Annotated in this window: 14 protein-coding genes; 5 read left to right on the plus strand and 9 right to left on the minus strand. The window is 56.5% G+C overall.

All coding sequences use genetic code 11. From position 1 onward, the window contains the following. Positions 1 to 40: 40 nt before the first annotated feature. From surA to apaH, 5 genes are read left to right on the plus strand one after another with little or no spacing between them, the layout of a single operon-like run. Positions 41 to 1330, plus strand: a complete 1290-nt coding sequence (gene surA / locus BBA90_RS16950; RefSeq protein WP_065650160.1) for a peptidylprolyl isomerase SurA — start codon at positions 41 to 43, stop codon at positions 1328 to 1330. Beyond that, a complete protein-coding gene (gene pdxA, locus BBA90_RS16955) occupies positions 1320 to 2315 on the plus strand; it encodes a 4-hydroxythreonine-4-phosphate dehydrogenase PdxA (RefSeq protein WP_065650161.1) in 996 nt (331 codons plus the stop codon). The genes surA and pdxA overlap by 11 nt, the downstream gene beginning before the upstream one ends. After that, a complete protein-coding gene (gene rsmA, locus BBA90_RS16960; RefSeq protein ID WP_039382519.1) occupies positions 2308 to 3132 on the plus strand; it encodes a 16S rRNA (adenine(1518)-N(6)/adenine(1519)-N(6))-dimethyltransferase RsmA in 825 nt (274 codons plus the stop codon). The genes pdxA and rsmA overlap by 8 nt, the downstream gene beginning before the upstream one ends. A gap of 4 nt (positions 3133 to 3136) precedes the next feature. Beyond that, positions 3137 to 3514, plus strand: coding sequence for a Co2+/Mg2+ efflux protein ApaG (gene apaG, locus BBA90_RS16965; RefSeq protein WP_065650162.1), 378 nt, complete (start codon positions 3137 to 3139; stop codon positions 3512 to 3514). Between the two features lie 48 nt (positions 3515 to 3562). Next, positions 3563 to 4432: a bis(5'-nucleosyl)-tetraphosphatase (symmetrical) ApaH gene (gene apaH / locus BBA90_RS16970; protein ID WP_065650163.1), complete on the plus strand. Its 870-nt coding sequence runs from the start codon at positions 3563 to 3565 to the stop codon at positions 4430 to 4432. An 88-nt stretch (positions 4433 to 4520) separates the two neighbouring features. On the opposite strand, the gene folA is transcribed toward apaH, so the two are convergent. The 9 genes from folA to ileS all read right to left on the minus strand — a co-directional run bounded on the left by folA (position 4521) and on the right by ileS (position 17328). Further along, positions 4521 to 5003, minus strand: coding sequence for a type 3 dihydrofolate reductase (folA, locus tag BBA90_RS16975; RefSeq protein WP_065650164.1), 483 nt, complete (start codon positions 5001 to 5003; stop codon positions 4521 to 4523). 269 nt (positions 5004 to 5272) lie between these two features. Continuing rightward, a complete protein-coding gene (locus BBA90_RS16980; RefSeq protein WP_065650165.1) occupies positions 5273 to 6415 on the minus strand; it encodes a porin in 1143 nt (380 codons plus the stop codon). A gap of 226 nt (positions 6416 to 6641) precedes the next feature. Next, complete coding sequence (gene carB / locus BBA90_RS16985) at positions 6642 to 9869, minus strand: carbamoyl-phosphate synthase large subunit (protein WP_065650166.1); 3228 nt, start codon at positions 9867 to 9869, stop codon at positions 6642 to 6644. Between the two features lie 13 nt (positions 9870 to 9882). After that, entirely contained in the window at positions 9883 to 11031 is a 1149-nt protein-coding gene (gene carA / locus BBA90_RS16990) for a glutamine-hydrolyzing carbamoyl-phosphate synthase small subunit (RefSeq protein ID WP_065650167.1), read from the minus strand. 474 nt (positions 11032 to 11505) lie between these two features. Next, positions 11506 to 12315 (minus strand): 4-hydroxy-tetrahydrodipicolinate reductase, encoded by an 810-nt coding sequence (dapB, locus tag BBA90_RS16995; RefSeq protein WP_065650168.1) that lies wholly within the window; start codon positions 12313 to 12315, stop codon positions 11506 to 11508. A 222-nt stretch (positions 12316 to 12537) separates the two neighbouring features. Beyond that, positions 12538 to 13491 carry a 4-hydroxy-3-methylbut-2-enyl diphosphate reductase gene (gene ispH, locus BBA90_RS17000; protein WP_065650169.1) on the minus strand — a complete coding sequence of 318 codons (954 nt, stop codon included), beginning with the start codon at positions 13489 to 13491 and terminating at the stop codon, positions 12538 to 12540. Next, a complete protein-coding gene (gene fkpB / locus BBA90_RS17005) occupies positions 13472 to 13942 on the minus strand; it encodes an FKBP-type peptidyl-prolyl cis-trans isomerase (protein ID WP_065650170.1) in 471 nt (156 codons plus the stop codon). The genes ispH and fkpB overlap by 20 nt, the downstream gene beginning before the upstream one ends. Positions 13943 to 14011: 69 nt before the next feature. Continuing rightward, entirely contained in the window at positions 14012 to 14509 is a 498-nt protein-coding gene (lspA, locus tag BBA90_RS17010) for a signal peptidase II (RefSeq protein WP_065650171.1), read from the minus strand. Further along, positions 14509 to 17328: an isoleucine--tRNA ligase gene (ileS, locus tag BBA90_RS17015; protein WP_065650172.1), complete on the minus strand. Its 2820-nt coding sequence runs from the start codon at positions 17326 to 17328 to the stop codon at positions 14509 to 14511. The genes lspA and ileS overlap by 1 nt, the downstream gene beginning before the upstream one ends. Positions 17329 to 17352: the final 24 nt, after the last annotated feature.

Genomic DNA, 17352 nt, shown 5'->3' on the forward strand with positions numbered 1-17352 from the left:
ACAGGCGATCCCGCAGTGCGGAAACAATAATGGATAAAGTATGAAGAACTGGAGAATGCTGATTCTGGGTGCGGCGATGTCGGCCGGCACCGCTTTCGCAGCCCCACAGGTAGTCGATAAAGTCGCCGCCGTCGTGAACAACGGCGTGGTGCTGGAAAGTGACGTCGATAATATGATGCGCACGGTAAAATCCCAGGCGCAGCAGGCGGGTCAGCAGTTGCCTGAGGACCGTACGTTGCGTCATCAGATCCTTGAGCGTCAGGTCATGGATAACATTATCCTGCAGATGGGTGAAAAAGCGGGCCTGCAGATCAGCGATCAGCAGCTGGATCAGGCGATCCAGAACATCGCTGCGCAGAACCGTATGAGCGTTGATCAGCTGCGCAGTCGCCTCGCCTACGATGGCATGAACTACAGCGACTACCGTGCGCAGATCCGTAAAGAGATGCTGATCTCTGAAGTGCGCAACAATGAAGTGCGCCGTCGCGTCACCATTCTGCCGCAGGAAGTCGATACGCTGGCAACGCAGATGGGTTCACAGAACTCACAGGGCACCGAGCTGAACATCAGTCAGATCCTGCTGCCGCTGCCGGAAAACCCTACGCAGCAGCAGGTTGACGATCAGGAAGCGCTGGCACGCCAGCTGGTGGGAGAAATCAAAGGCGGTACCGATTTCGGTAAGCTGGCGGTGACCTACTCAGCCGATCCGCAGGCGCTGAAAGGCGGCAACATGGGCTGGGGCAAAATCGAAGAGCTGCCTACGCTGTTCTCGCAGGCGCTGAGCAGCGCGAAAAAAGGCGATGTGGTCGGTCCGATTCGTTCAGGTGTGGGTTTCCATATCCTTAAAGTTAACGATCTGCGCGGCGAGAGCAAGAATATCTCGGTCACTGAGGTACATGCCCGTCATATTCTGCTGAAGCCTTCGCCCATCCTGAGCGACGATCAGGCGCGTGAAAAAATTATGCAGCTTGCCGCTGACATTAAAAGCGGAAAAACCACCTTTGCCGCTGCCGCTAAACAGTTCTCTGACGATCCGGGCTCGGCTAACCAGGGCGGCGATCTTGGCTGGGCTTCCCCCGACATTTACGATCCCGCTTTCCGCGACGCACTGCTGAAGCTGCAGAAAGGTCAGGTCAGCGCGCCGGTTCACTCTTCATTCGGCTGGCATCTGATCCAGCTGCTGGATACACGCCAGGTGGATAAAACCGATGCGGCGCAGAAAGAGCGCGCCTATCGTCTGCTGTTCAACCGCAAATTTGCGGAAGAAGCGCAGACCTGGATGCAGGAGCAGCGCGCCAGCGCCTACGTGAAGATCCTTGATGGCAACTGATAGCTATCGCGTTGCGATCACGCCCGGCGAACCCGCCGGGATTGGTCCCGATCTCACGGTGCTGCTGGCGCAGCGTAACTGGCCGGTCGAACTGGTCGTCTGTGCTGACGGCGAGGTGCTGCGGCAGCGCGCTGCGCAGCTCGGTCTGCCGCTTACCCTGCTGCCGTGGCACCCTGACCGCGCACCGCAGCCGCAGCAGGCAGGAACCCTGACGCTGCTGCAGATCGACACCGCACAGCCTGTGGTGCCGGGCCAGCTCTGCGTGGCTAATGGTGCCTACGTCCTTGAGACGCTGGCACGCGCCTGTGACGGTGCGCTGCAGGGCGAGTTTGCAGCGCTGATCACCGGCCCCGTACATAAGGGCGTGATCAACGATGCCGGCATTCCGTTTACCGGCCATACCGAATTTTTTGCCGATCGTGCCGGTGGCGACCGCGTGGTTATGATGCTGGCAACCGAGTCGCTGCGGGTGGCGCTGGCAACCACCCACCTGCCGCTGAAAGATGTCTCTGCCGCCATCACGCGTGAGAGCCTGCATGAAGTCATCACCATTCTGCATCAGGATTTACAGCAGAAATTTGGCCTGCAGCAGCCTCATATATTTGTCTGCGGACTCAATCCGCACGCTGGCGAAAGCGGACATATGGGGCGTGAAGAGATTGATACTATTACGCCAGCGCTGGACTCGCTGCGCCAGCAGGGCATCCGTCTGACGGGGCCCCTGCCGGCCGATACGCTGTTTCAGCCTAAATATCTGCAACATGCCGATGCGGTACTGGCGATGTATCATGACCAGGGACTGCCGGTCCTCAAATATCAGGGCTTTGGCCGCGCGGTGAATATCACCCTGGGCCTGCCTTTTATCCGAACCTCTGTCGATCACGGCACCGCGCTGGAACTGGCCGGGCTTGGGCAGGCAGAGCCGGGCAGCTTTATCACGGCGCTTAATCTCGCCATCACTATGATCAAGAGCAGTAATGAATAATCGCGTCCATCAGGGGCATTACGCCCGTAAACGTTTCGGGCAGAACTTCCTGAACGATCAGTACATTATCGATAGCATCGTCTCTGCTATTCATCCGCAAAAGCAGGAGGCGCTGGTCGAGATCGGTCCCGGTCTCGGTGCCCTGACCGAGCCGGTAGGCGAACGCCTGGACGCGCTGACCGTGGTTGAGCTGGATCGCGATCTGGCGGCACGGCTGCAGACCCATCCGTTCCTCGGTCCCAAGCTGACCATTTATCAGCAGGATGCGATGACCTTTGATTTTGCTGCGCTGGCGCAGGAAAAGGGGCAGCCGCTGCGCGTGTTTGGCAACCTGCCCTACAACATCTCCACGCCGCTGATGTTTCATCTTTTCAGCTATACTGGTTCGATCAAAGATATGCACTTCATGCTGCAGAAAGAGGTGGTTAACCGTCTGGTTGCCGGCCCGGGCAGTAAAGCATATGGTCGTCTCAGCGTGATGGCGCAGTACTACTGTCAGGTGATCCCGGTTCTTGAAGTGCCGCCGCAGTCGTTTACGCCGCCACCTAAAGTAGACTCTGCCGTGGTACGGCTGGTGCCTTATGCACAGCCGCCTTACCCGGTCAGCGATGTAAAGATCCTGAGCCGCATTACCACTGAGGCTTTTGGTCAGCGTCGCAAAACGTTGCGTAACAGTCTGGGTCATCTGGTTGCTGCAGGTGCGCTGGAAGAGTTAAATATTGATACCTCGCTGCGTGCAGAAAACGTCAGCGTTGCGCAGTATTGTCAGCTGGCAAACTGGCTGGGCAACCATCAGGCAAAAACAGCGGAGAACTAAGTGCATGAGTGATATGGCGCGCGTCTGTGTTCAGGTACTGAGTCAGTATGTGGAATCGCAATCCTCACCGGAAGAGGATCGCTACGTGTTTGCCTATACCATCACTATTCGCAATCCCGGGCGCACGCGCGTTCAGCTGCGCAGCCGCTACTGGCTGATCACCAACGGCAACGGCCGTGAAACGGAAGTTCAGGGCGACGGTGTGGTAGGTGAGCAGCCTTTTATCGAGCCGGGTGGCGAATACCAGTATACCAGCGGCGCGATTCTGGAAACGCCGATGGGCACCATGCAGGGTCACTATGTCATGATCGATGAAGAGGGCACCGCCTTTAATGTCGATATTCCGGTGTTTCGCCTCGCCGTACAAACCCACATTCACTGATCCCCCCGCCCGGCTCGTCCGGGCGGCGTGTTTTACCGGACTGATATCATGAGTACATATCTGATTGGCGATATCCACGGCTGTTATGATGAGCTGCGCGCGCTGCTGACGCAGGTAAACTTTGATCCACAGCAGGATGAACTCTGGCTGACCGGCGATCTCGTGGCGCGCGGCCCCGGTTCACTGGAGGTGCTGCGCTACGTAAAATCACTGGGTGACAGCGTACGCATAGTGCTGGGCAATCATGACCTGCACCTGCTGGCGGTTTTTGCCGGCATCAGCCGTAATAAACCGAAAGACCGCCTGACGCCGCTGCTGGAGGCGGACGATGCTGATGCGCTGATCAACTGGCTGCGGCGCCAGCCGCTGCTCCAGGTTGATGAAGAGAAAAAGCTCGTCATGGCGCATGCCGGCATCACCCCGCAGTGGGATCTTGAGACGGCAAAAGCGTGTGCGCGCGAAGTAGAAGCGGTGCTCTCCAGCGACAGCTATCCGCTGTTTCTGGATGCGATGTATGGCGATATGCCCAACAACTGGACACCGGAACTGAGCGGCCTGGCGCGTCTGCGATTCAGTACGAATGCACTGACGCGCATGCGTTTCTGCTTTCCTAATGGCCAGCTGGATATGATCTGCAAAGAGGCCCCCGACTCTGCTCCACCGCCGCTGCGGCCCTGGTTCAACGTGGCGGGTAAAATGGGCAGCGACTACACGCAGATTTTCGGCCACTGGGCCTCGCTTGAGGGCAAAGGCACACCTGAACACGTTATTGGGCTGGATACCGGCTGCTGCTGGGGAGGCACGCTGACGCTGCTGCACTGGGAAACACAGCAATACTATGTGCAGCGCTCCCGGCGTGAAGCCGCACTGGCCGCTGAAGGCGCCGCCGCGACTCCTCCGCTGAGCAACACGCCATAAAAAAGCCCCGCGATGTCAGCGGGGCTTTTTCTGATCTTCATAAAGGATAAATCAGGGCGGGTGCACATTGATGCGCACCTGGCAACGATCAGCGGCGGCGGTCCAGAATCTCAAAGCAGTAACTGTGCGAATTCTGCGCATCTGCATCATGAAACTCGCTGAAAGCCGACTGCCACTCATCCGGCTCATAATCAGGGAACTGTGTATCCCCTTCCACTTCGGCATCAATATGCGTCAGATAAAGACGATCGGCGCGGGGCAGCATCTGCTCATAAATACGGCCGCCGCCAATTACCATGATCTCTTCTGCGTCACCGGCTGCCTGAATCGCCGCTTCCGGTGAAGTCACCCAGGTCACGCCTTCGTGGGTACCGGGCTTGCTGCTGACCACAATATTGAGCCGGCCCGGCAGCGGACGGCCAATCGACTCAAAGGTCAGACGTCCCATAATCACGGGTTTGTTCAGCGTGTTGCGTTTGAACCAGGCGAGATCGGCGGGTAAATGCCACGGCATGGCGTTTTCCATACCAATAATGCGATCCGCAGCCAGTGCTGCGATCAGACTAATCATGATTAAAAACCTGCTGGAAAAAATTGGCGCAATGATACGTAAAGGCGAAAGTTTCGTCGATAGGCCAGCCGTGCTATTTGCGTAAAGCTCTTTTGCCGCCAGATTCAGGCTGTCAGGCAGAGCTTTACACCGACTTTACTGCGATTAACGGAGAGAGCCGCCACGATCGCCTGCGCCACTGGCACAACTCAGGGGTGTTACCGGCAGGTTTTCAGAGAGAGTGTAAAGAAAAAAGCACTGAGCGGCTCCGCAGGGAGCCGCTGCAGTCATCAGAAGTCGTAACGCAGACGTACCAGGTTCACATTGCCCAGCGACTTGCTGGTATCGGAGGTAATGACATACTCATAGTCAACGCGGAAGCCGTAGTCGAGCTGCGCACTGACGCCCACGCCATTATCGATACGCTTATAGTGGCGTCCGTTGACGAACTCCAGACGATCGCCCATCACATAAGGCTGAAGGGTTTTCACCGCATACTCGCCTACAGCAAATTTATAACCGGCAAAATACTCGATGCCCCAGGCGTCATCCGCAAAGTAGCGTGTTGCGCTTTTCAGGCGGGTTGGTGCAAAGTTCTGATACCAGCCGGCGCCTGCCGCCAGCGTCCAGCTGTCTGGCGTCCAGCTGACCGAGGTGCCCCAGATATGCTGATCGTAGCGCTCGCTGTCGCCGGTGCCCGGATTACGCACGGTGGCACGGGTATAATTCCACGCGGTGCCCCACGCCAGCTCATCGCTGATGTGATAGTTCACGCCCAGCGACCCACCGCCGTTGCGCTTGTAGCGCAGGCCGTTGCCCGGCAGATATTCGGTATCCTCAAACAGATAAGAGGCGTACAGATCGGCGGCGCCGGCACGGGTTTTGTACTTCAGCATTTTGCGTGAGCGATAGCTGCCGTCGTAATCGCCGTTGATACCGACGCCGGAGCCCTGGGCCAGCATATCGTAATCCCAGATATCGGTTTTTGCGCCAACCACATCGTAATAGACGCTGTTCTGCTGACCAAAATAGAGTTCGCCGAGGCTGGCACTTTTAAAACCGGTATAGAGCTGACGGCGTGAGGTATCTCGTGCGCCGCTGGCATAGTGGTGATCCCAGCCCCACCAGGCCGGGAAATTAACGCCCAGCTCATAGTAGCCTACCCAGCTCAGATCCTCTGCGATCGCGTAGTCTGCGCCAAAGCGGAAACGCGAGCCGCCGTCGTAACCGTTACGCTTGTAGGATGTGTCATTTACGCCATTCTGATGCATAAACTGCGGGCGAATGCTGCCGCCCACTTTAAAGCCAAGGCGTCCGAGTGCGCTGTCTGCCTGAGGATCCTGCTTCAGCAGAGTAATTTCTGCCTGGCTGGCGAGAGGCGCAGCCATCAGCAACGCAGCCACTGCGCTAAGAGTTAAAGCACGCATGTTCATTTTATATTTTCCGGTGAAGGTAAAGGCTCTATGGTTGAGCGCGCCAGATAGTACGGTGCCCTTACCGGATGGCGGGTTATAAATTTGTGCGAAAAATCTTAAAAAGGCAGTCAGCAGCACCAATAGCTAAAAGTTAAGCCAAATCAGCAGGTTTGCTACGACCGCTCTGTTTCAGGCAAAAAAAAACGGCCCCGTCCGGGGCCGCTGTTTCTTACGGATGCTGCGCTTATTTGCCCTTCAGTTGCGCATGCATCTCCTGCACTGAAATGACTTTCTCTGTGGGATCGGCATTCAGAGCCATCGCGGTCGCAAAGCCACCGTTCAGCGTGGTGTCATAGTGCACTTTATACTGCAGCGCGCTGCGGCGAATCAGCTTGGAGTCCTCAATCGCCTGACGTCCCGCCGTGGTGTTAACAATGTAGGTGTATTCGCCGTTCTTCAGGCGATCCTGAATGTGCGGGCGTCCCTCATGCACTTTGTTGACCAGGCGCGGATTAATACCCGCCTCGCCCAGCACCACTGCCGTACCGTGGGTTGCGTCCAGCTCAAAGCCAAACTTCTGCAGCTTAGCCGCCAGATCGACGATGCGCTTTTTATCACCTTCACGTACCGAGAGCAGCGCGCGGCCGCTTTTCTTCATGTTGCTCTGCGCGCCCAGCATCGCTTTACCGAAGGCCTCAGCAAAGGTGCGGCCGACGCCCATCACCTCACCGGTAGAGCGCATTTCCGGCCCCAGAATCGGATCGACGCCCGGAAACTTGTTGAACGGCAGCACCACTTCTTTCACCGAGTAGTAAGGCGGAATGACCTCTTCCGTCACGCCCTGCTCCAGCAGCGTTTTGCCCGCCATGACGCGTGCAGCCACTTTGGCCAGCGGTACGCCGGTAGCCTTGGAGACAAAAGGAACGGTACGTGCCGCGCGCGGGTTAACCTCAATCAGGTAAACCTCATTATCTTTGACCGCAAACTGCACGTTCATCAGGCCGCGTACGTTGAGCTCAAACGCCAGCTTCTCAACCTGCTGACGCATCACGTTCTGGATTTCACTGCTCAGCGTATAGGCGGGCAGAGAACAGGCAGAGTCACCGGAGTGCACGCCCGCCTGCTCAATATGTTCCATGATGCCGCCAATCAGCACCCGCTCGCCGTCGCAGATAGCATCCACATCCACTTCCACCGCATCATCCAGGAAGCGATCCAGCAGCACCGGCGCATCGTTAGAGACGGAGACTGCAGTCTGGAAATAGCGCTTAAGATCCACTTCGTCATAGACAATTTCCATTGCGCGGCCGCCCAGTACATAGGAAGGACGCACCACCAGCGGATAACCGATACCGGCGGCTTTCTCTACCGCCTGCTCCAGCGTGGCAACCGTGGCGTTAGCCGGCTGTTTCAGTTTCAGACGATCGACCGCCTGCTGGAAACGTTCACGGTCTTCAGCACGGTCAATAGCGTCCGGGCTGGTACCAATAACCGGTACTCCCGCCGCTTCCAGCGCACGAGCCAGTTTCAGTGGCGTCTGGCCACCGTACTGCACGATAACGCCTTTTGGCTGCTCGATACGTACAATTTCCAGCACATCTTCCAGCGTGACCGGCTCAAAGTAGAGTCGGTCGGAAGTGTCATAATCGGTTGAGACCGTTTCCGGGTTGCAGTTAACCATGATGGTTTCATAACCATCTTCACGCAGCGCCAGCGACGCATGGACGCAGCAGTAGTCAAACTCAATACCCTGACCAATACGGTTTGGCCCGCCGCCCAGCACCATGATTTTGTCACGATCCTGATTCGGGTTCGCTTCACACTCCTCCTCATAGGTGGAGTACATGTAGGCGGTATCGGTCGAGAACTCAGCGGCACAGGTATCTACGCGCTTATAAACCGGGTGCAGATTGTACTGCTGACGCAGCTTGCGGATTTCGCTTTCCGCCACGCCTGCCAGCGCTGCCAGGCGCGCATCGGCAAAGCCTTTACGCTTCAGAGCACGCAGGAAACCGGCATCGAGTGCGTTAACCCCTTCACGTGCAACCTGCTCTTCCAGCCGCACCAGCTCTTCAATCTGCACCAGGAACCAGCGATCGATATTGGTAAGATTAAAGACGCCATCCACCGACATACCGGCACGAAACGCGTCAGCGACATACCAGATGCGATCTGAGCCGGCATCTTTCAGCTCGCGGCGGATCCGGGTCAGCGCGTCGGCGTCATCCAGATCCACTTTCGGATCGAAGCCGTTAGCGCCAACTTCAAGGCCGCGCAGCGCTTTCTGCATCGACTCCTGGAAAGTGCGGCCAATCGCCATCACTTCACCCACTGATTTCATCTGCGTGGTAAGGCGATCGTTAGCGCCGGCAAACTTCTCAAAGTTAAAGCGCGGGATCTTGGTCACGACATAGTCGATAGAGGGTTCAAACGACGCCGGCGTGCGACCGCCGGTGATGTCGTTCATCAGCTCATCAAGCGTAAAGCCAACCGCCAGCTTAGCCGCGACTTTAGCAATCGGGAAGCCGGTGGCTTTGGAGGCCAGCGCGGAGGAGCGCGATACGCGCGGGTTCATTTCGATAACGATCAGGCGGCCATCTTTCGGGTTCACCGAGAACTGTACGTTAGACCCCCCGGTTTCAACGCCAATCTCACGCAGTACCGCCAGCGAGGCGTTACGCATGATTTGATACTCTTTGTCCGTCAGCGTCTGCGCCGGCGCCACGGTGATAGAGTCGCCGGTGTGAATGCCCATGGCATCGAAGTTTTCAATTGAGCAGACGATGATGCAGTTATCGTTTTTATCGCGCACCACCTCCATTTCATACTCTTTCCAGCCAATCAGCGATTCATCAATCAGCAGCTCGTTGGTCGGAGAGAGGTCGAGGCCGCGCTCACAGATCTCTTCAAACTCTTCGCGATTGTAAGCAATACCGCCGCCGGTGCCGCCCATGGTAAAGGAGGGACGAATAATGCACGGAAAGCCAACCTCTTCCGCAACCTTCAGCGCCTCTTCCATGGTGTGAGCAATACCCGAACGGGCGGTATCAAGACCGATGCTTTTCATTGCCACATCAAAGCGACGGCGATCTTCTGCTTTATCGATAGCGTCAGCCGTGGCACCGATCATGGTCACGCCAAACTCTTCCAGCACGCCCTGGCGCTCCAGCTCCAGCGCACAGTTCAGTGCGGTCTGCCCGCCCATGGTTGGCAGTACTGCATCCGGACGCTCTTTTTCAATGATTTTGCGCACCACTTCCCAGTGGATTGGCTCAATATAGGTCGCGTCGGCCATTTCCGGATCGGTCATGATGGTCGCCGGATTGGAGTTAACCAGAATGACGCGATAACCCTCTTCACGCAGTGCTTTACACGCCTGCGCGCCCGAGTAGTCAAATTCACACGCCTGACCGATAACGATCGGGCCAGCGCCAAGGATCAGGATAGATTTTATGTCAGTACGTTTTGGCATCGGAGGCTCCTGATTACTTCGCGTTTGAACGGTAGGCTTCAATCAGTTCGATAAAGTGATCGAACAGCGGCGCCGCATCGTGCGGGCCAGGACTCGCTTCCGGATGTCCCTGGAAGCTGAAAGCGGGTTTATCGGTACGATGGATCCCCTGCACGGTCCGGTCAAACAGCGACACATGCGTCACGCGCAGATTCGCCGGTATCTGGCTCTCATCGACGGCAAAGCCGTGGTTCTGCGCGGTAATCATCACGGTATTGTTATCGAGATCTTTCACCGGATGGTTGCCGCCGTGATGGCCCAGCTTCATTTTGACGGTTTTTGCGCCGCTGGCCAGCGCCAGCAGCTGGTGACCCAGGCAGATACCAAATACCGGGATCTCTGTCTCCAGAAATGCCTGAATCGCGCGGATAGCGTAGTCACACGGCTCCGGATCGCCCGGGCCATTGGAGAGGAAGATGCCGTCCGGATTGAGTGCCAGCACCTCTTCTGCTGGCGTCTGCGCCGGTACCACCGTCAGGCGGCAGCCGCGATCTACCAGCATGCGCAGGATATTGCGCTTGGCGCCGTAGTCATAGGCGACCACGTGATATGGCAGTGCGTCAGCGGACTGCTGCTCAGGCAGGCCGTCCTTCAGCGTCCAGCTCCCCTGCTGCCAGGTGTATGTTTCAGTGGTGGCCACTTCTTTCGCCAGATCCATGCCCTTCAGCCCCGGGAACGCCTGCGCTTTTTGCAGCGCCAGCGCTGCATCCGGCGCGTCACCCGCAATGATGCAGCCGTTCAGCGCACCTTTTTCACGCAGCAGACGCGTCAGCTTGCGCGTATCGATATCGGCAATGCCGACAATGTTATTGCGCTGCAGCCAGGCAGAGAGGCTCTCTTCACTGCGGAAGTTGCTGGTAATCAGTGGCAGGTCGCGAATGACCAGGCCCTGAGCATGGATCTGATTCGATTCATCATCTGCGATATTGACGCCAACGTTGCCGATATGGGGATAAGTAAGAGTAACAATCTGGCGGGAATAGGAGGGATCAGTAAGGATTTCTTGATAACCGGTCATTGACGTGTTGAAAACGACCTCACCCACTGCCGAACCCGTAGCCCCGATGGCCCGACCGTGGAATTGGGTTCCGTCTTCCAGAACCAAGAGCGCTGACTTAATCAAAACATCCTCCAGGGAATAAACAGTCACAATATATGCATATTAATTCATAATACTGGCCTGAATCAATGTAAAAACCGCCTGACTGCTCGATTTTTGGCAAATTGCGCGCATTCTAATGATCCCCCCTGCTGATGTCTAGCCGGAAAGGCGGTTTTTTTATGTTTTTCGGAGGCTATAACAGAAACAAAGCGTAAAGATGGTAAAAACAGCACCTTAACAGGCTGATTAATCGGTTGCCTGACATAAATAAAAGCCAACCGGCCTGATGCACATAATATTTTTGACCAAATGGTCAAATTTAACTTTAGCAGCGCAGAAAAACCCCGGATAACATCTAAAAAAATAAGCATTGCACAAAAAAACCAATGAAGACCTGTTTTTTTTACATAAAATAAAGGGCAATAATTATATTGCCCTGTCAATCAATGCACTAGCGACTGAAAAACCACATCACGATGGCTCACAACACTTAATTCACACTAAATTCAGCACATCACGCATGTCATAAAGCCCATTTTTACCGCTTCTGACCCATAAAGCAGCTTTTATCGCGCCTTTTGCAAAGGTCATCCGGCTGGATGCTTTATGGCTAATCTCTATGCGTTCGCCAGCATCAGCAAACAGAGCAGTATGCTCACCTATGATGTCGCCGGCGCGCACCGTGGCAAAGCCAATAGTCTGCGCTTTACGTTCGCCGGTGTGACCCTCACGCGCGTAGACCGCATGCTCCGCCAGCGTCCAGTCCATCGCGTCCGCAATGGCTTCTCCCATTGCCAGTGCCGTTCCTGAAGGCGCATCAACCTTGTGGCGGTGATGGGCTTCAACAATTTCAATATCCGCATATTCCCCCATCACTCTGGCCGCCTGCTGCAGCAGATTGAGCATCAGGTTGACGCCAACGCTGAAGTTTGCAGCGAACACAATACCGATCTCCTCTGCCGCTGCACGGATTGCGGCTTTTCCGGCATCGTCGAAACCGGTTGTGCCAATCACCATCGCTTTATGATGCTCGCGGCAAAAGGCCAGATACTCCAGCGTGCCTTCCGGACGGGTAAAGTCGATCAGCACATCGAACTCGTTTACCACGCTCAGTAAATCATCGGTAATGATGACGCCGGTTTTACCTATGCCCGCCAGTTCACCCGCATCTGTCCCCAGTAGTGAAGAGCCGCTACGCGCCAGCGCGGCCCCCACTGCCACACCCTCCGCCTGGTGTGCAGCCTGAATCAGATTACGTCCCATGCGGCCCGGCGCACCAACAATAGCTAAGCGGATATCACTCATATTTATTCATTCCTGATACAAAACTATGCATGCAAAGCGTAAACAGGTTAACCATCAGCTAACCGTCACGCCACAATAAAAAAGGGATATAAGAATTTCAGGACAGCGATAAAACATTATCAGTAAAAGCAATCCTGGCGGCTGGTTGTGGCGAGGCACGCAGCCGTACATAAAGAAAAGGCCGAACAATGTCGGCCTGATACGGTATAAAATGCGAAGCGCTTACGGTACGTTGCGCACGTCAACGCGCAGCTCTTTCGGCACTTCGAATACGATATTTTCTTCGCGGCCGATCAGCTCAATGGCTGCTTCACCACCGAGTTCGCGCAGGCGCTGGATCACCTGCTGTACCAGAATATCGGGCGCAGAAGCACCTGCCGTGACGCCAATACACTCTACGCCGGTTACCCACTCCTCCTGAATATCGTCCGCTGAGTCGATAAGCTTTGCCAGCTTACCCGCACGCTGTGCCAGTTCAGCCAGCCGGTTAGAGTTAGAGGAGTTTTTTGAACCGACCACCAGCACCACTTCAGCGTCCTGTGCCAGCACGCGTACCGCTTCCTGCCGGTTGGTGGTGGCATAGCAGATGTCATCTTTACGCGGTCCGATAATGGCCGGGAAGCGCTGACGTAAGGCGTCAATGACATCTGACGTGTCATCAACTGACAGCGTCGTCTGCGTCATGAAGCAGAGGTTGCTCTCATCTTTGACGGTCAGCTTAAACACATCTTCCGGAGACTCCACCAGATACATGCCGCCATTGGGATTGCTGTATTGCCCCATGGTGCCTTCGACTTCCGGATGACCGGCGTGACCGATCAGGATCGCTTCAACCCCTTTGCGGCTGGCACGCGCCACTTCCATATGGACTTTCGTCACCAGCGGACAGGTGGCATCAAACAGCATCGTCAGATCGCGCGCTTTTGCTTCGGCGCGCACCGCCTGCGAAACCCCGTGTGCTGAGAAGATCAGAATGGCACCATCCGGCACTTCACCAATCTCTTCGATAAAGATCGCGCCACGCTCGCGCAGGCTGCTCACCACATACCGGTTATGCACAACTTCATGACGCACATAGATTGGCGCGCCATACATCTCCAGCGCCCGCTCAACGATGCTGATAGCGCGATCCACACCGGCGCAGAAGCCGCGCGGGTTAGCTAACAGGATTTGCATTGTTATCCTCCAGCGCCGGGTCGATCTCAAGGACTTCAATATCAAACCGGACAGGCTGCCCCGCCAGCGGATGATTGAAATCTACGGTAATTGAGTCACCGGAAATTTCGCGGATCACGCCAGGCATCTCGCTGCCGCCCATGCCGCTGAACAGCATGATTGCGCCGATTTCCGGCTCGCCCGCGTCGATAAAATCGCGGCGCGAAAAATACTGGATCAGATCCGGGCTGCTGGCGCCAAACGCATCTTCCGGTGCCAGCGTGAAGGCGAGCTGATCGCCCGCTTTGCACCCCAGCAGCTCGCGCTCCAGCGCCGCCGACAGGCTGCCGTCACCCAGACGGAACAGCGCAGGCTTGCCGTTAGCACGGGTGGATTCGGCGGTGGAGCCATCCTCCAGCTTTAGCGTGAAATGCACCAGCAGCGCGCTATCGGGCTGAACTGTCTCTGTCATCGGTTACCCTTACTCTCTCTTTCATCATGCCCGCGCCTGCACCCGTTACCGGCGTGCAGGCAGCAGACGTCAGGATGTTGCTTTTTTGCCATTGGGGCTGAAAAACCCTTCCAGCACGACCAGCGCCGCGCCGATGCAGATGCCGCAGTCAGCGATATTGAAGGTGGCGAAGTGCCAGTTACCGACATAAAAGTCGATAAAGTCGACGACAAAACCGTGCCAGGCGCGATCGAACAGATTACCGAGCGCACCGCCAACAATCAGCGCATACGCGATATTGCTGAGCCTGTTGCTGGCGCGGTTGCGGTACATCATCACCAGCAGCGCCACAACAATCGCCACGGCAATGCCGGCAAAGAACCAGCGCTGCCAGCCACCTTTATCCGCCAGGAAGCTGAACGCGGCGCCATAGTTATGCGCGTAGAACAGATTCAGAAACGGCATCAGCGGCTGCGTTTCATGCAGCATCATGTTGTTCATGACCCACAGCTTGCTGGCCATATCGATGCCGATCACCACCAGCACCAGCCAGATCCAGCGCAGTCCGGTTGAACTGAGTTTAGTCATCAGGCAAATTTCCGTACTTCACCGTCGCCGGCTACGTTGGAATAACAGCGGCCGCACACGTCGGCGTGCTCCGGATTCTGGCCTATGTCGGTAGTATAGTGCCAGCAGCGCGGGCACTTCTCGCCTGCTGCTTTATGCAGGGCAATTTTCAGCCCTTTCAGCAGATCGCTCTGCTGCGCGTCGTCACTCGCCGCTGCATAGCCAGCTACCGTGGCACCCGACGTCAGCAGCACAAAACGCAGCTCGTCGCCCAGAGCCTGCAGCTTCGCACCCAGCTCAGGTTCCGCATAGAGCGTGACCGTCGCCTCCAGCGCACCACCGATGCGCTTGTCGCTGCGCGCCTGCTCAATCGCTTTATTGACTTCACCACGTACTTTCAGCAGATCGGCCCAGAATGCATCGTTCATCGGCTCATCTGCCGCAAGGCCGAACAGATTGTCATACCACTCTTCGGTGAAGACATACTGCGCGCGTTCGCCCGGCAGGTGACCCCAGATCTCATCGGCGGTGAAGGACATGACAGGCGCCATCCAGCGCACCAGCGCTTCCACGATGTGCCACAGCGCGGTCTGACAGCTGCGACGCGCCAGACTGTCGCCTTTCGCCGTATACTGACGATCTTTAATCACATCAAGATAGAACGAGCCCATCTCAATAGAGCAGAAGTGCATCAGGCGCTGCACCACTTCATGAAAATCGTAGTTCTCATAGGAAGCAACGATATCCTGCTGCGCCGCCAGCGCGCGTCCTACCGCCCAGCGATCGACCACGACCATCTCTTCCGGCGTGACGCAATCAGTGGCCGGATTGAAGCCTGCCAGATTGGCCAGCAGGAAGCGTGCGGTGTTGCGGATACGGCGATAGCTGTCGGCCGCACGTTTCAGAATCTCATCCGATACCGCCATTTCGCCGGAGTAGTCGGTAGAGGCGACCCACAGACGCAGAATGTCTGCGCCGAGCTTATCCATTACGTCCTGCGGCGCCACGGTGTTGCCGATCGATTTTGACATCTTGCGGCCCTGACCATCCACGGTAAACCCGTGAGTCAGCACCTGGCGATAAGGCGCTTTGCCTTTCATCGCTGTGGAGATCATCAGGGAGGACATAAACCAGCCGCGATGCTGATCGGAGCCTTCCAGATACATATCCGGCGCGTGTCCCTCAAACTCCGGGCGTGCATCGACCACCGAGAAGCTGGTTGATCCGGAGTCAAACCACACATCCAGCGTATCCGGCACTTTCACGTAAAGATCGGCATCATCGCCCATCAGCTCGCGCGGATCGAGATCCCACCACGCCTGAATGCCATCCTGCTCCACGCGCTGTGCCACTTTTTCCATCAGCTCCAGCGTGTCCGGGTGCAGCTGCTCGCTCTCTTTGTGCACGAACAGCGCCATAGGAACGCCCCAGGTGCGCTGGCGCGAGATGCACCAGTCAGGACGGTTAGCGACCATGGCTTCGATACGCGCCTGGCCCCAGTCCGGGATCCACTGCACGCCTTTGATCTCTTTCAGCGACTGCGCGCGCAGCCCCTGCTGATCCATGCTGATAAACCACTGCGGTGTTGCCCGGAAGATAATCGGCGTTTTGTGGCGCCAGCAGTGCGGATAGCTGTGCAGCAGTTTCTCCACGTGCAGCAGCGCACCCTTCTCTTTCAGCAGTTCAACGATCATGTCGTTAGCTTTAAAGACATTGACGCCATCCAGCGACGGGTATGTGCCCGGCAGATAGGTGCCATCGGGTGCTACCGGGTTAGCGGTCTCAATACCATATTTCTGACCAATGACGTAGTCGTCCGGACCGTGCCCTGGCGCGGTATGCACCGCACCGGTACCCGCTTCCAGCGTAACGTGCTCGCCCAGCACCACTTTTGACTGAACCTGGGTCAGGAACGGATGCTGAAACAGCTGCAGCTCCAGCGCTGCGCCCTGGCATTCGCCCAGCACCTGCCACTCGCTGATGCCGGCGCGCTTCATCACGCTCTCCACCAGGTCTTTAGCGAGGATCAGGCTGCGACCGTCAATCTGCACCAGCTGGTATTCAAATTCCGGGTGCAGTGAAATTGCGCGGTTAGCAGGCATGGTCCACGGCGTGGTGGTCCAGATCACCAGTGAAACTGGCCCCTCAGAGGTGCTGACGCCAAAGGCGGATCGTACCGCATCGGCATCCAGCGCGTTAAACATCACGTCGATAGAGGGAGAGGTTTTGTCGTAATACTCAACTTCCGCCTCCGCCAGCGCTGAACGGCAATCCATGCACCAGTGCACCGGCTTCGCGCCTTTATGCAGATGGCCGTTACCGATGATTTTACCCAGCGCACGGATGATATTGGCTTCGGTCTGGAAGTTCATGGTCAGATAGGGACGATCCCAGTCACCCAGCACGCCAAGGCGAATAAAATCTTTTTTCTGCCCTTCTACCTGCTCGGCAGCATAGCTGCGGCAGGCGGCCCGAAACTCTGCCGCGCTGACTTTCTCGCCCGGCTTGCCAATCATCTGCTCAACTTTATGCTCAATGGGTAAGCCGTGGCAGTCCCAGCCCGGGACATAGGGCGAATCGTATCCCGCCATGCCTTTCGACTTAACAATAATGTCTTTCAGAATCTTGTTAACAGAGTGACCAATATGAATATTGCCGTTTGCATACGGAGGGCCATCATGCAGGATAAAGGTTTTTTTCCCTTTTTTGGCGGCGCGGATGATGCCGTAGAGATTGTCATCATACCAGCGCTGCAGCATGCCCGGTTCGCGTTTGGCCAGATCGCCACGCATCGGGAACCCCGTTTCCGGCAAATTCAGGGTAGATTTATAGTCACTCATCAGATTCTCGATTCCGTCTGTCGG

Origin of the sequence: Pantoea eucrina, assembly GCF_001691555.1 — a bacterium.
GTDB lineage: Bacteria > Pseudomonadota > Gammaproteobacteria > Enterobacterales > Enterobacteriaceae > Pantoea > Pantoea borealis.